Annotated in this window: 20 protein-coding genes; 10 read left to right on the top strand and 10 right to left on the bottom strand. The window is 63.9% G+C overall.

From position 1 onward, the window contains the following. Positions 1–13 precede the first annotated feature (13 nt). The 4 genes from ACN9MB_RS17445 to purM form a co-directional block, all read right to left on the bottom strand. A complete protein-coding gene (locus tag ACN9MB_RS17445) occupies positions 14–1720 on the bottom strand; it encodes a ShlB/FhaC/HecB family hemolysin secretion/activation protein (RefSeq protein ID WP_426269701.1) in 1707 nt (568 codons plus the stop codon). A gap of 428 nt (positions 1721–2148) precedes the next feature. Continuing rightward, positions 2149–2868 carry a DUF3108 domain-containing protein gene (locus ACN9MB_RS17440; protein ID WP_426269700.1) on the bottom strand — a complete coding sequence of 240 codons (720 nt, stop codon included), beginning with the start codon at positions 2866–2868 and terminating at the stop codon, positions 2149–2151. 54 nt (positions 2869–2922) lie between these two features. Then, entirely contained in the window at positions 2923–3591 is a 669-nt protein-coding gene (gene purN / locus ACN9MB_RS17435) for a phosphoribosylglycinamide formyltransferase (RefSeq protein ID WP_426269699.1), read from the bottom strand. A 4-nt stretch (positions 3592–3595) separates the two neighbouring features. Further along, the gene (gene purM / locus ACN9MB_RS17430) at positions 3596–4624 is read right to left on the bottom strand and encodes a phosphoribosylformylglycinamidine cyclo-ligase (RefSeq protein WP_426269698.1); all 1029 of its coding nucleotides are present in this window, start codon (positions 4622–4624) and stop codon (positions 3596–3598) included. Positions 4625–5040: 416 nt separating this feature from the next. Here purM and ACN9MB_RS17425 point away from each other — a divergent pair, with 416 nt between their 5' ends. The 3 genes from ACN9MB_RS17425 to hda all read left to right on the top strand — a co-directional run bounded on the left by ACN9MB_RS17425 (position 5041) and on the right by hda (position 7994). After that, positions 5041–6021, top strand: coding sequence for a DUF2066 domain-containing protein (locus tag ACN9MB_RS17425; protein ID WP_426269697.1), 981 nt, complete (start codon positions 5041–5043; stop codon positions 6019–6021). Positions 6022–6105: 84 nt separating this feature from the next. Beyond that, positions 6106–7293 carry an AI-2E family transporter gene (locus ACN9MB_RS17420; RefSeq protein WP_426269696.1) on the top strand — a complete coding sequence of 396 codons (1188 nt, stop codon included), beginning with the start codon at positions 6106–6108 and terminating at the stop codon, positions 7291–7293. Continuing rightward, entirely contained in the window at positions 7290–7994 is a 705-nt protein-coding gene (gene hda / locus ACN9MB_RS17415) for a DnaA regulatory inactivator Hda (RefSeq protein ID WP_426269695.1), read from the top strand. Before ACN9MB_RS17420 ends, hda begins: the two co-directional genes overlap by 4 nt. Positions 7995–8147: 153 nt before the next feature. Here hda and ACN9MB_RS17410 read toward each other — a convergent pair whose 3' ends face one another. Continuing rightward, positions 8148–8951 carry an inositol monophosphatase family protein gene (locus ACN9MB_RS17410; protein WP_204636930.1) on the bottom strand — a complete coding sequence of 268 codons (804 nt, stop codon included), beginning with the start codon at positions 8949–8951 and terminating at the stop codon, positions 8148–8150. A 146-nt stretch (positions 8952–9097) separates the two neighbouring features. On the opposite strand from ACN9MB_RS17410, the gene ACN9MB_RS17405 reads away from it, so the two are divergent. After that, positions 9098–9874: an RNA methyltransferase gene (locus ACN9MB_RS17405; protein WP_426269694.1), complete on the top strand. Its 777-nt coding sequence runs from the start codon at positions 9098–9100 to the stop codon at positions 9872–9874. Between the two features lie 233 nt (positions 9875–10107). Here ACN9MB_RS17405 and ACN9MB_RS17400 read toward each other — a convergent pair whose 3' ends face one another. After that, on the bottom strand, positions 10108–11430 hold the full coding sequence (locus ACN9MB_RS17400) for a hemolysin family protein (RefSeq protein ID WP_204636928.1): 1323 nt from the start codon (positions 11428–11430) through the stop codon (positions 10108–10110). A gap of 159 nt (positions 11431–11589) precedes the next feature. Here ACN9MB_RS17400 and ACN9MB_RS17395 point away from each other — a divergent pair, with 159 nt between their 5' ends. Next, positions 11590–12219: a DUF47 domain-containing protein gene (locus ACN9MB_RS17395; RefSeq protein WP_204636927.1), complete on the top strand. Its 630-nt coding sequence runs from the start codon at positions 11590–11592 to the stop codon at positions 12217–12219. 79 nt (positions 12220–12298) lie between these two features. Further along, on the top strand, positions 12299–13420 hold the full coding sequence (locus ACN9MB_RS17390) for an inorganic phosphate transporter (protein ID WP_204636926.1): 1122 nt from the start codon (positions 12299–12301) through the stop codon (positions 13418–13420). Positions 13421–13459: 39 nt separating this feature from the next. Here ACN9MB_RS17390 and ACN9MB_RS17385 read toward each other — a convergent pair whose 3' ends face one another. After that, positions 13460–13864: a hypothetical protein gene (locus tag ACN9MB_RS17385; RefSeq protein ID WP_204636925.1), complete on the bottom strand. Its 405-nt coding sequence runs from the start codon at positions 13862–13864 to the stop codon at positions 13460–13462. A gap of 75 nt (positions 13865–13939) precedes the next feature. Here ACN9MB_RS17385 and ACN9MB_RS17380 point away from each other — a divergent pair, with 75 nt between their 5' ends. Beyond that, entirely contained in the window at positions 13940–14290 is a 351-nt protein-coding gene (locus tag ACN9MB_RS17380) for an MGMT family protein (protein ID WP_426271939.1), read from the top strand. Between the two features lie 96 nt (positions 14291–14386). Here ACN9MB_RS17380 and ACN9MB_RS17375 read toward each other — a convergent pair whose 3' ends face one another. Then, the gene (locus ACN9MB_RS17375) at positions 14387–17290 is read right to left on the bottom strand and encodes a TonB-dependent receptor plug domain-containing protein (protein WP_426269693.1); all 2904 of its coding nucleotides are present in this window, start codon (positions 17288–17290) and stop codon (positions 14387–14389) included. 276 nt (positions 17291–17566) lie between these two features. Here ACN9MB_RS17375 and recQ point away from each other — a divergent pair, with 276 nt between their 5' ends. Continuing rightward, on the top strand, positions 17567–19384 hold the full coding sequence (gene recQ, locus ACN9MB_RS17370) for a DNA helicase RecQ (RefSeq protein ID WP_204636922.1): 1818 nt from the start codon (positions 17567–17569) through the stop codon (positions 19382–19384). Positions 19385–19477: 93 nt separating this feature from the next. Here recQ and ACN9MB_RS17365 read toward each other — a convergent pair whose 3' ends face one another. Then, positions 19478–19735 (bottom strand): hypothetical protein, encoded by a 258-nt coding sequence (locus ACN9MB_RS17365; RefSeq protein WP_426271938.1) that lies wholly within the window; start codon positions 19733–19735, stop codon positions 19478–19480. Between the two features lie 223 nt (positions 19736–19958). After that, positions 19959–21620 carry a M28 family metallopeptidase gene (locus tag ACN9MB_RS17360; RefSeq protein WP_204636920.1) on the bottom strand — a complete coding sequence of 554 codons (1662 nt, stop codon included), beginning with the start codon at positions 21618–21620 and terminating at the stop codon, positions 19959–19961. 293 nt (positions 21621–21913) lie between these two features. On the opposite strand from ACN9MB_RS17360, the gene ACN9MB_RS17355 reads away from it, so the two are divergent. Together ACN9MB_RS17355 and ACN9MB_RS17350 are read left to right on the top strand one after the other, a co-directional pair. Further along, a complete protein-coding gene (locus tag ACN9MB_RS17355) occupies positions 21914–22309 on the top strand; it encodes an HU family DNA-binding protein (RefSeq protein WP_046973133.1) in 396 nt (131 codons plus the stop codon). Between the two features lie 437 nt (positions 22310–22746). After that, positions 22747–23175, top strand: coding sequence for a phasin family protein (locus tag ACN9MB_RS17350; protein ID WP_204636919.1), 429 nt, complete (start codon positions 22747–22749; stop codon positions 23173–23175). Positions 23176–23554 lie beyond the last annotated feature (379 nt).

Here is a 23554-nt window from a genome sequence, read left to right as displayed (position 1 = left end):
CAGCTGGGCTCGGTCAGAACGACCAGTTCAGACTGAAGCCGGTGGTGGGATTGGCAGTGGGATAGCCGTGCGGCTTGCTGATCGGCGCGCCGATAAACACATCCCACGCCCAGCCGTGCCAGCCGCCGCGCAATCCGAGCGCGGCGCCTACCAGGGTCTGGCCGAGTTCCTCTGCGGTCGGCGGGCCGCCGACATGGCCGATATCGGCACCCAGGTACAATTCTTGACCGCCACCCACCGTCCAGCCGAGGTCGTTGCGGATCAACCAGCCGCGATCGCCGCTGAGTTGCAGTTCGCCGTCGAAGCCGCGCACGGTGTATCGGCCGCCGATGGCGAAGCGGTCCTGCGGCACCAGGGGCGTCTGGCTCCATTGCGCGCGCCAGCTGCCGATGTAGCGAAAGCGTTGATTGCCGAGTTGGAATGGCAGCGTGAGCTGCGCGTCGGCGGTGATGACTTCCGAACGCGAGGTACCTTCGTTGAAGGCCTCTTCCGGCGCGTGTAGCGCATTGAAGGCACCGGTACCCCGGCGATACGCGGCGTCGGCGTCGAGCGTGGCTGCGCCGATGAATTGCTTATAGGTGAAACCTGCTTCCCAGCCGCCTTGGCGGCGGCGTTGCACCAGCACTTCCGTGTCATCGACGAAGTTGTTGGAGTCGCGCTCCCACGCACGCGCGTAGGCGCTCAGCTTGATGGTGGCGTTGCGATAGAGCATGCGGCTGAGCCGCACGTCGGCGTTGTGGCTGGTGCCGCTGTAAACGTAGTTCTGCTGGTAGCCCGCCACGGTCTGGTGATAGGCGTAGCTGCTGGCGGTGGCTCCCAACTGCCAGTAGCCGTAGGGCACGTCGTAGTGAACCGTGTAGTTGCGCGTGCCTTTGCGGTCGCCATCGAGCACGTCCTGGCCCAGGTTGGCGTAGAAAAGGTCGTTCCAGGTCAGCAGATTGTCCAGTGACAGGGTGGTGCCACCTTGTATCTTGCCGGTGCCCTTGCTGCCCGAATCGTCGAGCGAGAAGGCCAGGCGCATGCGCGAGGACTGCTTCCACACGATCAGCAGATCGCTTTCGCCGGCCTGCGCATCGCCATCGGCGGGCACGATCTTGATATCCGCGTCTGCCGTCGGCACGCGTTTGAAGTTTTCCAGCGCTTGTTCGATGTCGCGCAGGTTGAGCAGGTCGCCAGGGCGCGCGGGCAGGGCGTCGCGCCACGAGGTGGCGCGGGCGTCGACGCCGGGTGCGAAGCGGATCGCACGAATGCGGCCGGGAATGACGGTGAGCGTCAGGATGCCGGCGTTGAGATCCTGAGGCTTGGCCACGACCCGCGTCGTGACATAGCCGCGGGCGACGATGGCGTTCTGGATGCGCTTCATCACCACGTTGACGCCGCGCGTACCCAGGCAGCGGCCAGTCGCAGGATCGTGCGGCACATCGGCTGCCTTGACCGCCCATGCAAACGCCGACGCGTCATCGCCATCCAGGCGGATGGATCGGATGGGGAAGCACGGTGTCTCGTCGGCGGGAATGCGTTCGACCTGCGCTTGCACGGGCGCTGGCAGGCGCACATCCGGCGTGCTCTGCTGCTGCTCGCGCAGGGCGCGTTCGCGTTCCTGTTGGCGCAGGAGTTCCTGTGTCGCGGTATCGGCCGATTGCGCCAGTACACCGGTTATCGGAAGGCAGCCGAGTGCCAAGGCCAGCCATGGCCCAAAAGTCTTCGTTCCCTGAATCACGCACTCACCTCAAAACGGACACGAGCCCGCGCCTGCAGCGCTGTCCTCGCATCCTTGATCAAAGCCAGAAAGGGGCGACCCGGAGGAACTCGATGCGTGCCCTGTCACGCGTAGCCGTCATTGGGCGCGGGGATTCGCCAATGCATGGCATGAGGCCGGCGGGTGCCGTAATCGATAAAGGCTATGGGGTGGGAGCGACGGTGGAAATCAGATTTACCTGATTTTCATGTCGTCTCTCGAGAAGTGTGACGTGCGTCAACTTTTTTTGGGGTTGACGGGTCGCTCAGGTTCGAATTTGAGCAAGAGTTTTCCGCGCCGAAGCGATCGGGAAGAAGCCGAGGGGGGCGGGCTCAGCTTCGCAAGAAACTGTCGAACGATGCGGATGCGACCAGCGAGTCGCGCGCGCGCCGCATCCATCGAAGAAGCGGTCAGTTGCCGCTCTTGTAACTGACCAGCTGCAGTTCCAGATTGCCGCCGTCACTCTGCGACAACTTCACCGGCACCGGATATTTCTGCGGCGCGTACCACGCGCTGAAGGTTTTTTCGTCGCCGCTGCGCACCACGCGTTCGGTCTGGAAGCTGCCGGCCGGCACTTTCACCGCGTCCTTGCCGGTGACCTTGAACTCCTGTGTCTCGACGTTGCGCTTCACCGCGACCGGCAGCGATACCGATTGCTTGCCGGCGCGCAGGGCGAGGCCAAGCGCGTACGAGGTGGTGTTGCGATCGACCAGGCCGGGCGCGCTGGCGTAGGTCATCGGTCCCTTGCCTTCGTCCACCGTGACCTGGTTGCTGCTCCAGTTCACCTCGGTGTGGCGCTGCTTGTTCTTGAAACCGGCGTCCATCTTGTAGTCATAGCTGACGGTTTCGGGCGCGCCGTTGTTCCAGCGGAAGGTGGTGGTTTCATTCGAGTTGGCGCCAAGCGCCGCCGCGATGCCACCGGTTCCCTTGATCTGGTTGCTGTACACCCACTGGCCATTGCCGGCGGGCTTGAGCGTGACCACCGCTTCGCCGATCACCTGGCCGCCCTGCGAGACCTGGTAGGTCGCGGTGAACGGCGTCGGTGCGGGCGTGGCAGCGAAGGCAGCCGTCGTCGAGAGGGCCAGCGCGAGACCGGCAGCGAACGTGCGGAGGGAATGGGATGAGGTCATGGGACCTCAGTCTACGGGCCGATCCTGAACGACTTGTAGAGAGCCCGCGGGCGCTCAGTCAACCAAACTGCCGTGGCGCAGTTGCAGCGGCGCATCGAGCAGCTTGCCGTCCAGCGCCACGCGGTTCGGTGCGACCAGCGCCAGACGTCCTTCGGCGATCAGCTTGAGCACCGAGGGCAGCAACTGATGCTCGAAGGTGAGCAGGCGCTGGGCCAGTATGGCCTCGTCGTCGCCGGCCCGGATGCTGATGCGGGCCTGCGCGATCACGGGACCGCCATCGAGTTCGGCCGTCACGTAGTGGACGCTGGCGCCATGTTCCTCATCGCCGGCTTCCAGCGCGCGCTGGTGCGTGTGCAGGCCCCGGTATTTCGGCAGCAGGGACGGATGAATATTGATCATGCGTCCGACCCACGGCGACAGCGCCTCGCCGTCGATGATGCGCATGAAGCCAGCGAGCACCAGCACCTGCGCACCGCTGGCATCGAGCCGGCGGAACAGTTCCAGGTCGAAGTCGCGGCGGCTGGCGAAATCCTTGGCCTTCAGCGTGAAGGTGGGAATGCCGGCATCCTTGGCCAGCTGCAATGCACCTGCGTTGGTCTTGTCGCTGCCGACCACGACGAAGTCGACCGGCAGCGCGCCCGCATCGCGGGCGACGATCAAGGCTTGCAGGTTGCTGCCGCGCCCGGACGCGAGCACGGCAACGCGAAGACGCGGTGCAGTCACGGGTTCAGCCGATGTGGACGCGCTCGTCGCCCTGCGCGGGCACGATCTCGCCGATCACCGAACTGCTCAGGCCGTGCTTGGCCAGCAGCTCGCTGGCACCGCTCACGGCGTCGCGCGGCAGGATCACGGTGAAGCCCACGCCGCAGTTGAAGGTGCGCCACATTTCTTCCCGCGCCACGTTGCCTTCGCGCATCAGCCACTCGAACACCGGCGGCAACACGATGGCGGATGCATCGAGCTGGATGCCGAGGTTTTCCGGCACCACGCGGATGATGTTTTCCTTCAGGCCGCCGCCGGTGATGTGGGCCATGCCGTGCACCGGCTGGTTCTTCAGCAGATCCAGCATCGGCTTCACGTAGATGGTGGTCGGCGCCATCAGCGCGTCCGCCAGGGTGACGCCGCCAAGGTCCAGATCCAGCGGATTGCCGGCGCGCTCGAGAATCTTGCGGATCAGCGAGTAACCGTTGGAGTGCGGGCCGGAGGAGGCCACGCCCAGGATCACGTCGCCGGTCACGATATCGTTGCCGCTGAGCAACTGCGACTTTTCGACGGCGCCGACGGTGAAGCCGCCGAGGTCGTATTCGCCGGGCGGATACATGTCAGGCATTTCGGCCGTCTCGCCGCCGATCAGCGCGCAGCCGGCCAGCTCGCAGCCCTTGGCGATGCCGCCGACCACGGCCACGGTGGTGTCCACGTCCAGCTTGCCGGTGGCGAAGTAGTCGAGGAAGAACAGCGGCTCAGCGCCTTGCACCAGCACGTCGTTCACGCACATGCCGACCAGGTCGATGCCGATCGTGTCGTGGCGACCCAGCTGCTGGGCCAGCTTCAGCTTGGTGCCCACGCCGTCGGTACCGGACACCAGCACCGGTTCCTTGTACTTGCCCGACAGGTCGAACAGGCCGCCGAAACCGCCCAGGCCACCCATCACTTCGGGGCGGGAGGTGCGCTTGACCAGCGGCTTGATGCGTTCGACCACGGCATTGCCCGCGTCGATATCGACGCCAGCGGCGCGGTAGGTGAGAGCGTCGGACATGGGGGCAACCCGGCGTAGGAAACGTCAAATTGTAGCAGCGTGGAGCCTAGGGATGCTTTGAGTTATTCGGCATGGGCGTCACCGGTTCTGCCAGGCCGCAGCTGGGTGTTGCGACGACGAAGGCAGGCTGGCTGCCTGTCGAGTCGGCGCGACGCCCAGCTGCGGCCTGGCAGAACCGGCCCTTCGGGTGATCTCCAGAGAGTCCGCAGGGCGCGATGCGCGTCTTGCCCAGGCGGCCAGCCTGGGCTGCGACACGCCTCACGCCCTGCGGACTCTCTGGAGTCATGCCACCCATGCGGAATAGCTCAAAGCATCCCTAGTTTCCTGAGCGGCAGCCGCGAAGCCTGACGCCTTCGATGGACGCTACCGAGCGGATTGGGCAGACTCCCAGCGTGCCCCACCGGATTTTCTTCCCCATGCGCCTGTCCCGCCTGCTGCTCGTTTGTTTGATGCTGGGCCTTGCCCCGCTGCTGTCCGTGCACGCGCAGGGGCAGGTGTCGCCGTACACCGTGGTCGTTGCCGTGGCCGATACCAGCGAGACCGCCCGCGACAGCGCCTTTGGCGACGCCCTGGCGCAGGTGCTGGCCCGTACTTCGGGCGGCCAGGACCTGAGCAGCAAGCCCGGTTATGCGGATGTGCTGAAGGGCGCCTCCGGCATCGTGCAGCAGTATCAGTACCAGCGGGCCGCCACCGGTATGGCCTTGCAGGTGACCTTCGACCAGGCGGCGGTGCAGCGCGCCGTGTCCCAGATGGGCATCTCCGGCGGCGGTTCGCGTCCGCCGGTGCTGCTGGTGGTACGTGCCGAGGACGGCAGCGTGCTCCCCCGCGACGCGCTGGCGGCGCTGACCCAGGCCGTGGCGGCCAAGGGCTACAGCACCGTGCTGGCCGACCCGGCCAAGACCGGCGATACGCCCAACCTGACCAGCGCCGAGCCCGACCAGGTCGCCGCGATGGCGCGCCAGTACAAGACCGGCCTGATGTTGCTGGGCCAGCTGCACGGCAATGCCGCGGACTGGGTGCTGGTCTCGGGCGGCGCGCAGCAGAAGTGGAACACGCAGGGCGCCAACGTCGCCGCCGTGCTCACCGATGCCGGCAACAACCTGGCGGACCGCCTGGGCAAGCAGCTCAATGTGATCGGCTCGGCCACGGTCGACGGCAAGCTGTGGGTCGCCCAGATCAACTCGGCCATGGATTACGCGAACCTGGTGGCGGTGTTGCGAGCCGATCCCAACGTGCGCCAGGTGACCACTCTCAGCGCGCAGGGCGACGGCATGCTGTTCTCGGTGAAATCCGGCCTGCCGATGGATGCCCTGGCCAACAGCCTCGCAGCCGGTGGCCGCCTGCTGCGAGGCGACTCTCACACCGATGCGGATGCCAGCCTGCGCTGGGTCCACTGACCGTAGCGCGGCGAAAGCCGCGACATGCGTGCGCCAGCCTGGATCCGGCGCGCGCTTATTTCCGCCTAACTCATGGGATGAGCCATGTCGATGACGCCTGACAGCTCCCGCCGCTGGCAAATGCTCGCGATCACCGCGGTCATCCTTTACCTGTTCTGGCTGCTGGCGCCGGTGCTGATGCCGTTTGCCGTGGCGGCCATGCTGGCGTACCTGGGCGATCCGCTGGCGGACAGGCTGCAGCGCCTGGGGTTGGGCCGCACGCTGGCGGTGAGCATCGTCTTCATCGTGCTGCTGCTGGTGACGGTGGGCGCGCTGATCCTGCTGATTCCGCTGATTTCCCGCCAGATCGACAATCTGGTGGAAAACATGCCGCATTACGTGGAATGGGCCCGCAATACGGCCCTGCCGTGGGTGCAGGCCAAGCTGCATCTCGATCCCCGCGCGTTCGACACCGATCGCCTGATCCAGCAGATCAAGGATCACCTGGGCTCGATCGGCAACGCGGCTTCGGTGCTGCTGGGCAAGATTTCCCGCTCCAGCGTGGGGGTCATCCTGTGGCTCACCAACATGGTGCTGATTCCGGTGGTGGCGTTCTACCTGCTGCGCGACTGGGACCGCCTGGTGGCGTGGATCGACAGCATCCTGCCGCGTTCGATCGAGCCCACCGTGGCCCATCTCGCGCGCGAAGCGGACAGCGTGCTCGGCGCCTTCGTGCGCGGCCAGCTGCTGGTGATGCTGGCGCTGGGCATTTTCTATGGCGTGGCGCTCACGCTGATGGGGCTGTCGGTCGGCCCGCTGATCGGTATGATCGCCGGCTTGCTCAGTTTCGTGCCGTACCTGGGCTTCATCGTGGGCTTCGGCTCGGCCCTGATCGCCGCGTTGGTGCAGTACGGCGACTGGACCCACGTGTTGCTGGTGGCGGGCATTTTCACCGTGGGCCAGTTGCTGGAAGGCTATGTGCTGGTGCCGCAGCTGGTGGGCGACAAGATCGGCCTGCACCCGGTGGCGGTGATTTTCGCCGTGCTGGCGGGGGGCTACCTGTTCGGTTTCCTGGGCGTGCTGCTGGCGCTGCCGGCGGCCTCGGTGATCCTGGTGGTGCTGCGCTATCTGGCGGAGCGTTACCGACAAAGCGATCTATACATGGAAGAGGGCGCGGGCGATCCCGCGCTCACCGAAGTGGATGTGGTCGTCGATACGCCGGGGGGTGAAGTGGAAACCCGCACCGTCGTCGACGAGAAAGGCAACAAGAAGGACGCAGTACCACCCCCATGATTCCGCAGTTGCCGCTTGCCCTGCGCTGGCCACGCCGCCAGCGCTTCGAACATTTCCATCCCGGCAGCAACGTCGTGACGCTGTCGGCCGTGGAGCAGCTGGCGTATGCACCGCATATGCCCTGGCTTTACCTCGCGGGGCCTGCCGGCAGCGGCAAGAGCCACCTGCTGATGGCGGCCTGCCAGGCAGCCATCCAGGGCGGTCGTACGGTGCAGTACCTGCCGCTGGCGAGCATCGGCAACAAGGCCGCGGCGATCCGTGGCGTGGTGGGCAGCGAATTCCTGGCGCTGGACGACCTGGGCGCCATCGCCGGCGAACGCGAGGCCGAGCACGCCTTGTTCGACGTCTACAACCAGGCCAAGGCCGAAGGCGCCGTGCTGTTGTTCGCCGCCGAGATCCTGCCGGCACAACTGGGGCTGGTGCTGCCGGACCTGCGCTCGCGCCTGGGCGCCTGCCAGCAGGCTTTGCTGAAACCGCTGGATGATGCCGAGCGTCGCGCCGTGTTGCGCAAACAGGCGGCCGAGCGCGGCATCGAGTTGGACGACACCGTGCTTGATTGGCTGTTCAACCGCTATGCACGCGATCTTGGCGCGCTGCTCGACCTGCTCGACCGTCTCGACCAGGCTTCGCTGGCGGCGCAGCGGCGCATCACGGTGCCGTTCCTGCGCGGTTTTTTGAAAGAGAGCGAACCGGGAAGCTAAGCCTGGCCTCACCCTTGTGGGAGCGCACTTGTGCGCGACTGGGGTTGGCCGTGGCGCTGCTGTCGCGCACAAGTGCGCTCCCACAAGGGTGGGGCAGATTGGCAAAGAAAAAGGCGCCCGCAGGCGCCTTTTTTCGTCGCGGACAGCGCGGCTTTACGCCATCAACAAACGCGGCGTCGCATGCGTGCCGATGGCATCGACCATCGCCTGTGCCACGTTGAGGTTGCCGGCGATGATGTTGCCGCTCTCCGGGATACCGTCGCGGCCAGCGAAATCGCAGCAGCGACCACCGGCTTCGCGCACCAGCAGGGCGCCGGCGGCCATGTCCCAGGGCTTCAGGCCGATCTCGAAGAAACCGTCGAAACGCCCGGCGGCCACGTAGGCCAGGTCCAGCGCAGCCGAACCGGAGCGGCGAATGTCCTCGGCCTGGCCAAGCAGGGCGCGGGTCATGTCCAGTTGGGCATCGAGGTGCGAACGCTGGCGGTAAGGGAAGCCGGTGCCGATCATCGCGCCGCCGAGATTCTCGCGCTTGGCCACGCGCATGCGGCGATCGTTGATGTAGGCACCGTCGCCCTTGCTGGCGGTGAACAGCTCGTCGCGCAGCGGATCGAACACCACCGCGTACACCGGCTCGCCCTTGTCGAGCAGGGCAATGGAGACGGAGAAGTGCGGAATACCGCGCAGATAGTTGTGCGTGCCGTCGAGCGGATCGATCACCCACACCAGCGGCCCCTTGCCGACCGCTCCGCTTTCCTCGGCGAGGAAGGCGTGGGTGGGGTAGGCGCGCTTGAGTTCCTTGACGATCTCGGCTTCGGCCAGGCGGTCGACTTCCGAGGCGAAGTCCATGCGTTGCTTCTCGACGATATTGAGTCCGTCGATGCGATTCATGTAACGCAGGATGATGTTTCCTGCGGCGCGCGCGGCGCGCACCGCGACATTAACGGCGGGTCTTGGCATGGCTTCGGCTTTCAAAAGAACGGGGTTTCGGCCGCGGAGTCTAGCAGAGACATGGCCGCCGGTCAGGCGGGTGGGAGGCGCGACGTTTGACATGGCGGCCGGACATTTCCAAGCTTTGCGCCCGTTTGCCCGAAATCCTGGCCCCCATGAGCGCTGAATCCGACCTCGCCGCCCGCATCCGCTACGTGCTGGTGCGCACCTCGCACCCCGGCAATATCGGCAGCGCGGCGCGCGCCATCCGTACCATGGGCTTCGACCGGATGGCCCTGGTGGCCCCGCACCGGTTCCCGGACAAGGAGGCTTCGGCCCTGGCGGCCGGTGCCGACGACGTGCTGGAGAACGCCAGCGTGAGCGAGGGCCTGGTCGATGCCCTGGCCGGGACCAGCCTGGCACTGGGCCTGTCGGCCCGCCGCCGCGGGGTGGACCTGGAGGAGATTAGCCCCCGCGAAGCCGCCACCCGCGCGCTGGCCGCGGCCGCCCGTGGCGAACAGGTGGCGCTGGTATTCGGCAACGAACGGACCGGGCTGGAGAATGAGGAGCTGGCCCGCTGCCACGCCATGGTGCGCATCCCCAGCGTGGACGATTTCAGCTCGCTGAACCTCTCGCAGGCCGTGCAGGTGATGGCCTATGAGTTGCGCGTCGCCTCGCTGGGCGAGGTCAGCGTGCCGGTACGCGCCGACGCCGAGCCGCCGGCGGATGCCGCGCGGATGGAACGCTTCTTCGAGCACCTTTCGCAGATGCTCGACGACATCGATTTCCACAAGGGCCGCGCCCCCACCACCATCATGTTGCGCCTGCGCAAGCTGTTCCAGCGTGCCCAGCCCGATGAGCGCGAGCTGCGCGTGATGCATGGCATCCTTGCCGATGCCCAGCGCATGGCGCAGATTGCCAACGACAAGCTCAAGGCACCGAAAGGGGATTGAAGCCCCGCATTTTCTTGTGGGAGCGCACTTGTGCGCGACAGGGCTGCATCGTGGCGCCGCAGTCGCGCACAAGTGCGCTCCCACAAGTGGGCGCTTTGTATCGGAGCATCTCTTCGTCCACGTAGCCGTCTTGTTGTGGGAGCGCACCCTGTGCGCGACGGCCTCAGTCCCGATGGATGCCTCGCAGTCGCGCACAGGGTGCGCTCCCACAGTGACGGCATCGACGGGTTTGCTTAGAACCCGTCTTCGTCCACGTCGATCTTCGGCAGTCGCGTGATCAGCAGTTTGTCGATGCGCGCGCCGTCCAGATCCACCACTTCCACGCGAAAACCGCGCCATTCGAAGGTTTCGCCGGTGAGCGGGATATGGCCCAGCACGGACATCACCATGCCGGCGGCGGTGCGGTACTCGTGTTCTTCTTCGCCGGGCAGTGCATCGACCTGCAGCAGTTCGCGCAAGTCGTCGGTGGAGAGCGAAGCATCGACCAGCCAGCTGTCGTCGCCGCGCGGCGTGATCAGCGGGCTTTCCTTGGTCTCGTTGCTGCCCAGCTGAGTGGCGCCCACGATGGCGGCCAGCAAGTCGTTGAGCGTGACCAGGCCTTCGATGTCGCCGTATTCGTCCACCACCAGCGCCAGCTGGGTCTCCGCGTCGCGGAACTCTTCCAGCAAGTCGAGCGCGCGCGCGGTGGCCGGCACGTAGAGCGGCTTGGACAGCTGTCCGAACAGGTCGGGCTTGCCTTCGGCGAAGCCGCGGAGCAGGCGTTTCACCTCGACCACGCCGAGAATGTCGCTCTCGTCGCCGCGGTACACCGGGTAACGCGAATACGGCGTGGTGCGCAGGATTTCCGCGTTTTCTTCGTAGCCTGCCGCCGAGTCCATCCACACGATGCGCGTGCGGGGCGTCATCACGCTGTCCACCGTGCGATCGCCCAGGCGCAGGACGCGATTGACCATGTTGTGTTCGTCGCGGTCCAGTACGCCGTGTTCGGCGCTTTCGGCCACCAGCAGGCGGATCTCTTCTTCGGTCGCCACGTCGCTGCCGCGCCCCTTCACGCGCAACAGCCGCAGCAGCGCGCCGCTGCAGAGGTTGAGCAGCCACACGAAAGGCGCCGTCACGCGCGACAGCAGCATCATCGGCATCGATACATAGCCCGAGATCAGCTCGGGCGAGGACAGCGCGAGCCGCTTGGGTACCAGTTCGCCGATGACGATATTGATGAAGGAAATCAGCACGAAGCCCAGCACCAGGCCGATGCCCTTGGCATAGGGCTCGATCCAGGCCGCCTGCCCGCCATGGATGGCGTTGGCGATGTGGTCGCCCAGCGCGTCGCCCGCGAGGGCGCCGGTCACCAGGATCACCATGGTCATGCCGACCTGGACGGTGGAGAGGAAGCGTTCCGGCGCCTCGGCATTGCGCAAGGCCATGCGAGCCCGGCGGCTGTCGCGGGCCATCCTCTTCAGCCGGCTCTTGCGCGAGGCCACCAGGGCCATCTCCGACAAGGCAAAGAAGCCATTGAAGAGGGAAAGGAGAATGACGATGGCGATGTCGGTCAGCATGAGGGGCGCCGGCCGGTGAATAGGTCGCGTTTGGACATGAGACGCAGTGTAAGGCCTAAGCGTGCCAGCCGGGGCCTGGGCCGCCCTGATGCGGCCCGGCGGACGGCTCCTGTAACATAGTCGTCATTTTCCGCCCCCGCACCCCCAGGCCATCACCGCATGTTTTCATTGCAAACGATTTTCGGTAAAGGCGACAAGTTCTACGGTCTGCTCGAGCAGAGTGCCGAGGCTGCGCACGAAAGTGCGAAAGCCCTGCACGAACTTGTCACGCGCAAGGATCACGCCCCCGTGATGGCCGCCTTTGCCGCTGCGCGCCAGCGTGAGAAGGCGCTTGCGGGGAAGATCAGCGAGGAGCTGGTGAACACTTTCGTCACCGCGCTCGATCGCGAGGACATCGAAGCGCTCAATTCGGCGCTGTACAAGATTCCCAAGACCATCGAGAAGTTCGCCGAACGCTACGAGATCGTTGCCGCTCGCGTGAGCGACGTGGATTTCGCCGCCCGCGCGCAGGTGCTCGAACAGGCTTCGGCGGTGGTGTCGGAGATGATCGGCGAGCTGCGCCGAGGCCTGCGCATCGATCCGGTGAAGAAGCTGCAGGACCGCCTGCAGACGCTGGAGTCCGAAGGCGACCGCATGCTGCTCTCGCCGTACCGCACGCTGTATGTGGAAGGTGGCGATGCCATGCGCGCGATGCTGGCGAAGGACTTGTTCGAGCTGCTCGAGAAAGCCATCGACAAGTGCCGCGACGTGGGCAACACCGTGTATTCGATCGTGCTGAAGAACTCCTGAGGCGCGACCTGATGACCTCCTTTCCTTCGAGCCACCCGGTCACGCTCCGGGGCCGCGGCGTTGTGCGCGAGGTGCGTGCATGAGCATCGGGCTTGCTATCGCCGTCGTGCTCATCGCGCTGGCTTTCACGTATATCAACGGCTTCCACGACACCGCCAACTCCATCGCCACCGTGGTCGCGACCAAGGTGCTCACGCCGGGACAGGCGGTGATGATGGCGGCGATCACCAACCTGATCGGCGCGCTATGGGGCACCGCGGTGGCCAAGACCATCGCCTCCGGCCTGATCGACACCCACGTGATCGATGCGGGACCGCAGCTGCTGATCTGCGCGTTGCTGGCGGCGACCGTGTGGAATCTCATCACCTGGTGGTGGGGTTTGCCGTCCAGTTCCAGCCATGCGCTGGTGGGCGCATTGGTCGGCGCGGCCATCGCGGCATCCGGCAACAATTTCGCTTCGGTGATCTGGATGCAGGGCGGGGCGCACTGGTGGGACGGCAAGGGCGTGATTCCCAAAGTCATCGTGCCCATGGTCATTTCGCCCTTGCTGGGTTTCGTCATCGGCTTCCTGTTGATGGGCGCGCTCTATGCGTTGCTCAGCTGGTTCTCCAGTCGCACCGGTTTCCTCCGGCGCTTTGGCCGCACGCCATTCGTGAACGCGTTCTTCGGCAAGGCGCAGATCGTTTCGGCCAGCGCCATGGGCCTCGCGCACGGCATGAACGACGCGCAGAAGAGCATGGGCATCATCGCGCTTGCCCTGGCGGGTGCGACGGCGGCAGGCCAGTTCGACGGCCTGCCCGAATGGTTGGGCTTCCTGCGCATCCACGGCGCGGCCAACGGCGGCTTCAATGTGCCGGCATGGGTGGCGGTGGTGTGTGCGTTGACCATGGCCGGCGGTACGGCAGGTGGCGGCTGGCGCATCATCAAGACGCTGGGCCACAAGATGGTGAAGCTGCATCCCATCAATGGTTTTGCCGCGGAAGGCAGCTCGGCGGCGGTGATTCTCACCGCGTCGGCGTTCGGCATTCCCGTGTCGACCACGCACAACGTGTCGGCATCGATCATGGGCGTGGGCGCGGCCAAGCGCTGGAACGCCATTCGCTGGTCGGTGGTGGAGCGCATGGTGTGGGCGTGGATTCTCACGCTGCCGATCACCGCGTTGCTTGCCTACGGCTTCGTGCGTCTCACCGCGCTTTTCTGATCGAACGTGCAGGAGCGCCGTTCGCGCGCTCCCGCCCACTCAGAGATCGTCGCCCCCGGCGGCGACGATCCGTTCGAGCTGATCGCCCAGCTCGCCCAATTCCTCGATCAGCCGCTTCAGCTCGACCGCATCGAGCAATTCATAGGGACGGTTCTCGCACAGGTGCAGATACGGCGACCCGTCCAGGTCGGCCACGGCCAGGAAACCCTTGCGCTGCTCCCAGTTGAAACGCAGGCAGCGACGCGGGTCGGCGCCGGCCAGCGGTCCCACGGGTGTCGAGATGCGCAGGTACCGGCGGCCGGATTCGTCCTCCAGCTCGGCCAGATAAATGCCCTGGTGCCGCTCCTGCGGCAAGGTGAGATCGAAACTGATCAGATACGGATCGTTGTGGCGCAGCTCGTGCAAGCTGCCGACGTGGGAACGCACGGCTTCAAAATGTCGCATGGTGCGATCTCCTTGGCAGGCAATCCCGGTCTCGCTACTGTGCCACGACCCGGTGTAAAGAGCCTGTTGAAGATCATGGACAAGCCCAAATCCGAAGCCCACGCGCGCATCTTCGCTGCCATCGCAGCTATCCCGCACGGCCGCGTCGCCAGCTACGGCGCCATCGCCGCCCGTGCCGGCCTGCCCGGCCGGGCACGGCTGGTGGGCAGGGCGCTGGGGGAAGTTCCGGGTGGCATGGAGCTGCCGTGGTTCCGGGTGCTGCGGTCCAGCGGGCAAATTGCGTTTCCACCCGGGAGCAGGGGGTTCAAGGAGCAAAGCAAGCGTCTCAAGGCCGAGGGCGTCGAGGTCAAAAACGGCCGCGTGCCGCTGGCGACGTTTGGTCTGGATGCGGATTTGGATCGGGCGTTGTGGGGTATGCCCGGTTAGGCGGCCGCGGGTTGGCGAACATCCTTGCTTTAGCCTTGACCAACCTTTTGACGAAAAACAATGGGAGCTCTCGGCTCCCATTGTTTTTCCTTGCGATCAGAATTTCTGCGTGTATTGCAGATAGAAATAACGATCCAGGTCCAGTGATGGATTCAAATATGCCGTACTGGAGTTGTCCACCGAGTAAGTAATGGTGGGCTCCTTGGCGAATAGGTTCTTTACGCCGACCGATAGCACGCCCTTCCAGGGGAAGGAGTAACGCGCCTGGACATCGTGATAGGTGCTGGCACCCTTGCGATTTGCTCCAATTCCTCCCGTCCAGCTCGGACTTTGGTAATTGGGTTGATTGCATTCATTCTCGTCGAAGCAGAAATCTCGGAAAGCTCCGTAATATCGCATGGACCAAGTTGCGCCCCAATTTCCATTGGCCCAATCAACACCGAACGTAGCCTTGTTGCGCGGATACCAATAAGTGCCTACGTAGCCTGCAATGTCGGATTGACTCGTGGAGCGCTGATCATAGGATGTGAGGTAGGTGCCGTTGAGGCTTGCGGTCAATTGTCCCCAACTGAGTTTCGGCAAGCGATAGCTAACGCCGTAATCGTAGCCGGACGTCCGCAGCATGCCCATATTCAGATTGCCGCGATTGAGGCCGACGACCTGGTGTGTATTGGGATCTCGGGAGAAGTCGTTGCAGAACTTCTGCACTGCTTGGACGTAGCACTGGTCAAGCACGTAACTTGCACTTACCGCAGTAATATCGTTGACGACACGGATGTCGTACCAATCCAGCGAGATATCAAGGCCGCCGGGAACCCACGCGGGACTGTAAACAAAGCCGGCGGTACGGCTAATGCTGGTTTCGGGTTGCAGGTTGGCGTTGCCGACGCCCGCGTTGTATGGAGTCGTGCTCTGTACATTGCGTGCGCTGACATTGCGCCCATTGACATCGGTCTGATGGAAGTTGGCCGGCACGCCAGCAGCTTTACAGTTACTCGCGACGGCTGGGCTGGTCGCTGCCGCTCCGACCGTTGTATCGCATGTATCGGTGTAGTAGTCGAAGGTCTGCGTGCCGCCGCCAAACGTGTCGCCTAACGTGGGTGCGCGGAAGCCCTGCGCGTAAGTGGCACGCACCAGCAAGTCACTGACCGGTCGCCAAGTGAGGCTGTATTTGTTCTTCACTGTGCTGCCGAAAATGCTGTAGTAGGAGTAGCGGCTCGCTACGTCGGCAGAAAGCTCCTGGGCACCAGGAAGATCCTTGAGAATGGGAACCAAGAATTCCAGGTAGAACGAATCGATGTTGTACTTGGCGTTGGTGCCTGGTCCGGCGAGGTTGGTCGAATAGCCGGCGCTGGACAACGCGTCGGGATGGTCATACCCCGAAATTGCCTGATGCTCGTAACCGGCGGCCATCGAGAGCTCGCCGGCCGGCAAATTAAACACGCCGCCCGTGATATTGGCAGTGTATTCCTTGCTTAGACTCTGTATGACCTGAGTGCCTCGAGTCATGACGTAATCGATCATGGCAGGCGTAGAAGCGGTGGGGCCGCCAAGAACGTTGAATGGTACGCACTGAGTCGTTGCAAGCGGTGCCGCCGGGGTTCCGCATTGAACCACGCCGTTGCTATTGAGGAATGATGGGCCCAGCGCCTTTTTCAGGTTGATCAGGTTGAGATTGCCCGTTGTGGTGATGTCCACGTCGGACTTGTTGTAGTTGATTCCAGCGTCCCAGTTCCAGTGGTGCGTACCGAGTTCAAAGCCGCCCTCGAAGTCCGCGTCCCAGTGATAGGTCTTGGTATTGTTGAAGGTTCCACGTTGCTGTTCGATCGTGCGGCGATAAAAGTACAGATCTTGGCCAGGCATGGGGTTGTAGTAGCTCTGGCCGCTGATGTAGACCGGATAAGTCGGCTGGCTGCGGCTATTGAGTGGATAGCCGGCGATCTGTCGGTCGTTTTCGCGTTCCGAATAGGACGCCGTCGATTTGAAGGTCACGTAGTCGTTGATCTGGTGACTTACCGAGGTAAAGATCGACTTCAACTCGTTGCTCGGTGACCAATTCATTTGGTCGATGGAGTTGTAATAGTCGTTGGGATAATCGAGGGTTGTTCGATAGCTATTGATGTTGCGAGGGTTTGCGCCAACACCGTCACCATCGAATCCGCCAGTATGGTCTAGGCGATAGGTTTGACCTGTACCTCCGCCTGTCTTTGGGTTAACGGTCTGGAAGCGGCCCCAGACACCCGTGCCGCTCAGGCCGTCCAAAGAATGGTTGGGGCCGTAGGTGTAGCGGGTGATCTCGCGATCTTTGGACCAGATCGCATCTTCTTTGGTATAGCTGGCATTGAACATCACCGAAGTCTTTTCGGTCTTGCTGCCAACAGTGAAAGAGTAAGCCTGCTGAGTGCCATCCCCGTGGTCGTTCTCGCCGATATAGCCACTGGCTTCGGCACCCTGGTAGTGATCCTTCAGAATGATATTGACGACTCCGGCGATGGCATCGGAGCCGTACACGGCCGAGGCGCCGTCCTTGAGAATCTCGATTCGCTCGACCAATGCAGACGGAATGGTCGACATGTCGGTATAGCCATTGATGCTAGTCGCCCAGCGCTTGCCATTCACCAGCACAAGGACCCGGTTCTCGCCAAGGTTGCGCATGTTGATGTATTGACCGCCTTGCTCCGCATTCGATGTCAGTACGGATGCCTTGCTGAAGCTGGGGCTGCCAGCAACGGTCAGGCTTTGCAGGATGTCTCCGATATTGACCAGTCCGGTCTTCTGGATGTCTTCGTGCGTCATGGTAAAGACGGGTTGCGCGGTTTCGACGTCCACGCTGCGAATGCGCGAGCCCGTTACGGTGACGGTTTCCAGGCTTTTGGCTGACCCCTGGTCGGCTTTAGGAGCTGAATCCTGTGCGAAGGCTGAGCCGGTCGCCGCAAGTGCGCCGGTCGCCAGCGTCAGATGGATGGCCAGCGCTAGCGCGCGTTGGTTGAACGATTTCATGATTGTCCCCGTTGTCGTTGTCATCGAATACCTCAGGCTCCCGCGCCCTGACTGATCTCCCGCGTGTGCAGGCTTGGGCCCGACACACTCCAGTCGTGAGGTCTTTCGATAATGTTTTCTTTACTTCGGGGCGCCCATCCTTCCGAAAGCTATTTCTTTGTGGGGTAATTCCCAGCAAGTGAGTGGGCGGGCGGGTTGTGGCCTGTCCGCCGAAGTTGACTTTACGGGCTGGCTCTGGACCAGCAGCGCGTATCGGACATTTGCTAGCATTTCCCGATGCCCCCCTCACCCCTCGACATTCTTCAAAGCGTTTTCGGCTACACCCAGTTCCGCGGTCCGCAGCAGGCGATCGTCGATCAGTTGATCGAAGGTGGCGATGCGCTGGTGCTGATGCCTACCGGTGGCGGCAAGTCGCTTTGCTATCAGATTCCTGCCTTGGTGAGGCAGGGCACGGGTATCGTGGTGTCGCCGCTGATCGCGTTGATGCAGGATCAGGTTGATGCGCTGCGCGAAGCCGGTGTTTCAGCGGCCTATCTCAATTCCAGCCTAAGGGCGGAAGATCAGCGCGAGGTGGAGCGCCGTCTGCTTGCCGGCGAGCTGAACCTGCTTTACGTCGCGCCGGAACGGTTGTTGACCTCGCGTTTTCTCGGTTTGCTCGAGAGCACCGAGGTGGCGTTGTTTGCCATCGACGAAGCGCATTGCGTATCGCAATGGGGGCACGATTTCCGTCCTGAGTATCGCGAGCTGGCGGTGTTGCATCAGCGCTTTCCGCAGATTCCGCGGATCGCGCTCACCGCCACGGCCGATCAACGCACGCGCGACGAGATCGTCGAGCGGTTGGCGCTGCAGGATGCGCGCCAGTTCGTGTCGAGCTTTGACCGGCCGAACATCCGCTATCAGGTCGGTCTTCGCCACAACGCGCGACGGCAGTTGATGGAGTTCCTGGAGCGGCATCGCGGCGAGACGGGCATCGTTTATGCGCTCAGCCGGCGGAAGGTGGATGAAACGGCGACGTGGCTGATGGAAGCGGGTATCGAGGCGTTGCCTTATCACGCGGGATTGGACGCCGCCACGCGCAACGCGAACCAGCGGCGTTTCCTGCGCGAAGACGGCGTGGTGATGGTGGCCACGGTGGCGTTTGGGATGGGCATCGACAAACCCGACGTGCGCTTCGTGGCGCATCTGGATCTGCCGCGTAGCATGGAAGGTTATTACCAGGAGACCGGGCGCGCGGGTCGCGACGGCCTGCCTTCCGATGCGTGGATGATTTACGGCCTGTCGGACGTGGTGACGATGAGCCAGATGATTGCGCAGTCCGAATCGGCGGATGAGCGCAAGCGGGTGGAACGCCAGAAACTGGAAGCGCAACTGGCGTACGCGGAAACCACGCAGTGCCGTCGCGAGCTGTTGCTGGCCGCGTTCGGCGAATCGTTCCATGGGCCGTGCGGCCACTGCGACAACTGCATCGAGCCGCCGAAGACGTGGGATGCCACGGTGCCGGCGCAGAAGGCGCTTTCGGCGGTGTATCGCAGCGGCCAGCGCTTCGGCTCGGGCCATGTCATCAGCATCCTGCGCGGTGAGGACAGCACGCGCATGAGCGACCTGGGACACGATCGTCTTTCCACCTTCGGCATCGGCGCCGACATGGATGAAAAGCAATGGCGTTCGGTGTTTCGCCAGTTGCTCGCGATGGGCTTGCTGGAGGCCGATGCGGAAGGCTTTGGCACGCTGCGCCTGAGCAAGGCGAGTCGCGAGGTGCTGGTGGGCAATCGTCCGGTGCGATTGCGCGAGGACGCCACGCCGGCACGCGCCACGCGCAAGCGTCGTCGCGATAGCCAGTTGGTGACTGGCGGCAGCCTCGGCGTGGAGGCTTACGAGCAGCCGCTGTGGGACGAGTTGCGCAAGTTGCGAACGCAGCTGGCGAAGCAGCATGGGGTGCCGCCGTATGTGATTTTCCACGATGCGACGCTGCTGGCGATGTTGCGTGCGTTGCCTTCGAACGAGGCCGAGCTGTCGTCGATCAGTGGGGTGGGTGAGGCGAAGCTCAAGCGCTATGGGCGGGATTTTTTGGCGGTGATTAACGCTAGCGAGTAGGCGATGCTTTCGCGAGCACCCGCCCCGCACCACCGTAAAGGTGGCAATGTCCCGGCCTTCTGCCCAAAGGGGAGAAGGAGAAGTGCAGGGGCCTCAGCCAGCCAGGCGCCAGCGCGTGCCTTCGCTCGATACGCGCGAGTGCGCCAGGGCGAGTTCGGGGATGTAGCGCCATTCGGACAGTTCGCCGGGCAGCCGTGCCTGCGGGCAGACCATGCGGATGTTGATGAGGGCGGCTTCGGCGGTTTCGTGGCGGCCGATCTCGCAGTCTTCGCACAGCACGCGCCATTGGCGGCCGTGGCGGACGATGCGGAAAAGGCCGGTTTTCGAGGGGTGGACGTATTGCGCCAGCATGGTATTCAACTTTTTTTGTGTGGCCGATGGTGCGCAGCTTGCCGTCGATGCATGACCTTCGTGTGATTCCTGTCTGGCTCGACGGTGACTGCCATGTTGCCGTTGTGTTTTGCCGTCATCTGAATCAGCTTCGCGTGAAAATCCTGTTCCCGCGGGTTGGTACGGTTAAAGAAAAAGGCCCGCATTGCTGCGGGCCTCTTCATGTATCGCGTGGGAACGGCGCTTATTTGCGCTGTGCCGCCGTGGCGTCGCGAGCCGCGCGGAATTCCGAATCCTTGCTCCAGTTGGGCCAGGTGTCGGAGTTGGCGAGGTCGCTGCCGAGCTTGTAGAGGACCTGCAGATCGCGGGCCATGCCCGTGAACGGCCAATTCGCCTGCCACTCGTCGGATGGCTGGTGGTAGTGCTTGGCCACATACTCGTCCTCGGCCGCCTTGCCGGCGGCGAGGCCGCCGTCCACCCAGTCGTTGCCCGAGCCGAACGACACGGCCGGCACGCCGCGCTTGGCGAAGGAGAAGTGATCGGAGCGGAAGAAGTGGCCGGCTTCGGGCTTCGGATCCGCCGAGTACACCAGGTTCCACTGCTTGGCGGTGGTGGTCAGCTCATCGAGCAGGTCGAGCTTGGCGCTGCCGGAGATGGTGAAGTTGCGCGACGGGCCGTGCGGATCGAGCGCATCCATGTTGATGTCGGCCACGGTGGTGGCCAGCGGGTAGAGCGGCTTGGAGGCGTAGTACTCCGAACCCAGCAGGCCCTTTTCTTCGGCGGTGACGTTGAGGAACACCACCGAACGTTCCGGCTTGGGCTGGCTGGCGAAGGCGCGTGCCAGTTCGATCAGCGCCGCCGTGCCGGTGGCGTTGTCCACCGCCCCGTTGTAGATCTTGTCGCCCTTGGCGTCGGGCGCGCCCACGCCCAGGTGATCCCAGTGCGCGCTGTAGATCACCGTCTCGTTCGGGCGCTTGCTGCCCTCGACGCGGCCCACGATGTTGTGGGAGGTGATCACCTTGGAGTTGATCTTGTAGTTGGCCGAGAAGGTCTCGCCCTTCAGCACCACCGGCTTGAAGTCGCGGGTCTGCGCCTGCTTCTTCAGTGCTTCGAAGTCGAGGCCGGCGGACTTGAACAGGTCGACCGCCACATCGCGCTGGATCCACGCTTCCACCGGCGTATGCGCGCTGGCGGGATGGTCGCGCACCACGTCGAACTGGGTGTTGGTGTTGGAGTTGGCCACGGTCGCCCAGCCGTAGGAGGCCGGTGCGGTCTCGTGCACGATCAGCATGCCGGCCGCGCCCTGGCGAGCGGCTTCTTCGTACTTGTAGGTCCAGCGGCCGTAGTAGGTCATCGCCTTGCCGCCGAAGTCGCCCACGCCGGTTTCGAAGTCCGGGTCGTTGATCAGCACGACGGCGATCTTGCCCTTGAGGTCCACGCCCTTGAAATCGTCCCAGTTGCGCTCCGGCGCCTTGACGCCGTAGCCCACGAACACCAGCGGGGCATCCTTGATCGACACGGCCTTGGAGCCATCGAGCGCGGAACGCACGGCGATCTGCTGGCCCTGGGTCAGCGCCTCGGTCTTGCCGTTGACGGTGAACGACAGCGACGGCGTACCGGCGATATCGGACTGCAGCAGCGGCACTGCCTGCGTCCATTCGCGCTTGCCGTTCTTCAGGTCGCCACCGGGCTGCACGCCGGCCGCCTTGAACTGGGCAACGACGTAGTCGATGGTCTTGGTCTCGGCCGCCGTAGCCGGGCCGCGGCCTTCGAAGGCGTCGGACGAAAGCGTTTTGACGTCGTCCGACAAACGATGCGGATCGAAAGTCGGGGTGGTCGGTGCATCGGCGGCAAACAGCGCCGACGTCACGGACAGGGCGAGCAGGGATAAGGCCAATCGCTTCATGGGCAGCACCTAGCGTGGAGACGAAGCTCGATAGTAGAGACGGCTGGCGCCGCCGGTCCATAGCCGCCGAACGGGACGCCGCAGGCAGGCGGCTTGGGTCAGCCCCGAAAAGGCCTGAAAAATAGGCTTGCGCAGGGCCCGATCGTGACTTTCTTCACCCCTATCGGGCCAATATCGAAAAAAAACCGCCTTTTTTCCGTCCTGCAGCTTGGCGTGATGGGCTGGCATGCCATACATTCCGCATGCCGAGAGGCATTTACACACCACCTCTATCGATGACCACGGGGAAATATATGGCGAAGGCGCAAAAAGCAGCAGCAAAGAAGAAGGCCGCTCCGAAGGCAGCTCCGAAGGCCGCCAAGGCAGTTGTTCACAAGCCGATCAAGGACGCACTGGGCAAGTCGGGCCTCGTGGCTCACATCGTTGAAGCCAGCGGCGTGGCCGCGAAGGACGTGCGCGCTGTGTTGGCCTCTCTCGAAGGCGCAGTGACGGGCTCGGTGCACAAGAAGGGTGCCGGTCACTTCACCATGCCGGGCCTGCTGAAGATCACGGCCGTCAACGTTCCGGCCAAGCCGAAGCGCAAGGGCATCAACCCGTTCACCAAGGAAGAGCAGTGGTTCGCTGCCAAGCCCGCCACGGTGAAGCTGAAGATCCGCGCGCTGAAGAAGCTCAAGGACGCCGCTCTCTGAGCGTAGTGCTCCACTAGAGCATGCTCGCCAGGTGCGGCGCTTGCCGCCGCACCTGACGTCTTCGGAAGTGATGCTTCGCCCGCGTCTTGAGGGCGCCACTTCCCACCGGCCGCATCCATGCCTGCCGGTACCGTTTCCTGATCCGTCTGCGGATCCCGCGGCAAGTCGACGTTCTGGCCGCCCGCTTGTTCGCCCATCCATACCTCGTCCCTGAATCCACGCGCATGTCGTCGACGCTGCGTGCGTTGCCTGTTGCGCACGGCCTTGCAGAATCGACACGCAGGTCCGATTCATACATTTCGTTGAGGTGGCGAGGTTCATCCTGCCGTCTTGCGCCTGGTCCATAGTGGGCACAGGTGTCGTCGTGGCACCTGGGCCAAGCCGCCGCCGGGAAACGCGACGGCGCGACCAGCAAGATCATCCACCGAGGGCATGACATGGCGACACCCAGCGATCTCCCGATGAGCCTCTACAAAGCTAACACCGAGCTGCAGCTGCGCGTGAACAAGCTGGTGATGGAAAACTGGAAGAAATGGCTTGAGCTCTCCACCCGTGCGATGGACGACGGCATCGCGGAGCAGCAGGCGCGCGTCGAGCAACTGATCAAGGCGCAGGACTGGGCCGCACTGGCCTCGATGCCTGCCGACACGTTCTGGCGCCAGCTGCAGCAGCGCATGGGCGACGCCAGCGTCAGCAACCAGATCGCCGCCAATGTACAGGCCCATTTCGCGCAAGGCCTGCAGGATGCGGTGCAGACCTGGCAGAAGGACACCGCCCGTGCGCTCGGCAGCGTGGGCGACATGAGCATGTCCGATCCGTGGAAAGACATCATGTCGCCATGGGGCAAGTTCCATCCCACGACCTGACGCCGGTTGCGGCGACACCCGGTGAACTGGCCCGGGTGTCCGTACCGACGGCGCCCGATCGACATCGGCGCCATCCATCCCGTTGAGCAGGCGGCCTCGTTCTGCCGACTCCATCGCGTTACCGCGGCAGCACTCATGCTCAACTTCGCCGCTGCCGGCGATGCCTGAGCTGTGGTGCAGGGGGATGCGCCGCGCCCGAACCGCGTGCCGGCTTTGGGGAACGCAGGGCGCGTGGCGGGATAGACCGCCCAGCTTCCCCGTCTTGTCACATAGGTTTAGTTAGCTAGAGAGCGCGGCGTCGTCGGCGTCGCCCGATGGCGGCGGCAGGTTCAACGTAGGGGGACGGGTGGAGCGAGGACTGGGCATGGCTCCTCGGGGC

The organism is Dyella kyungheensis, from assembly GCF_049913195.1.
Lineage (GTDB): Bacteria > Pseudomonadota > Gammaproteobacteria > Xanthomonadales > Rhodanobacteraceae > Dyella > Dyella kyungheensis.
Note: the sequence above shows the minus strand (reverse complement) of the source record. Positions and strands in the feature narration are given on the sequence as shown.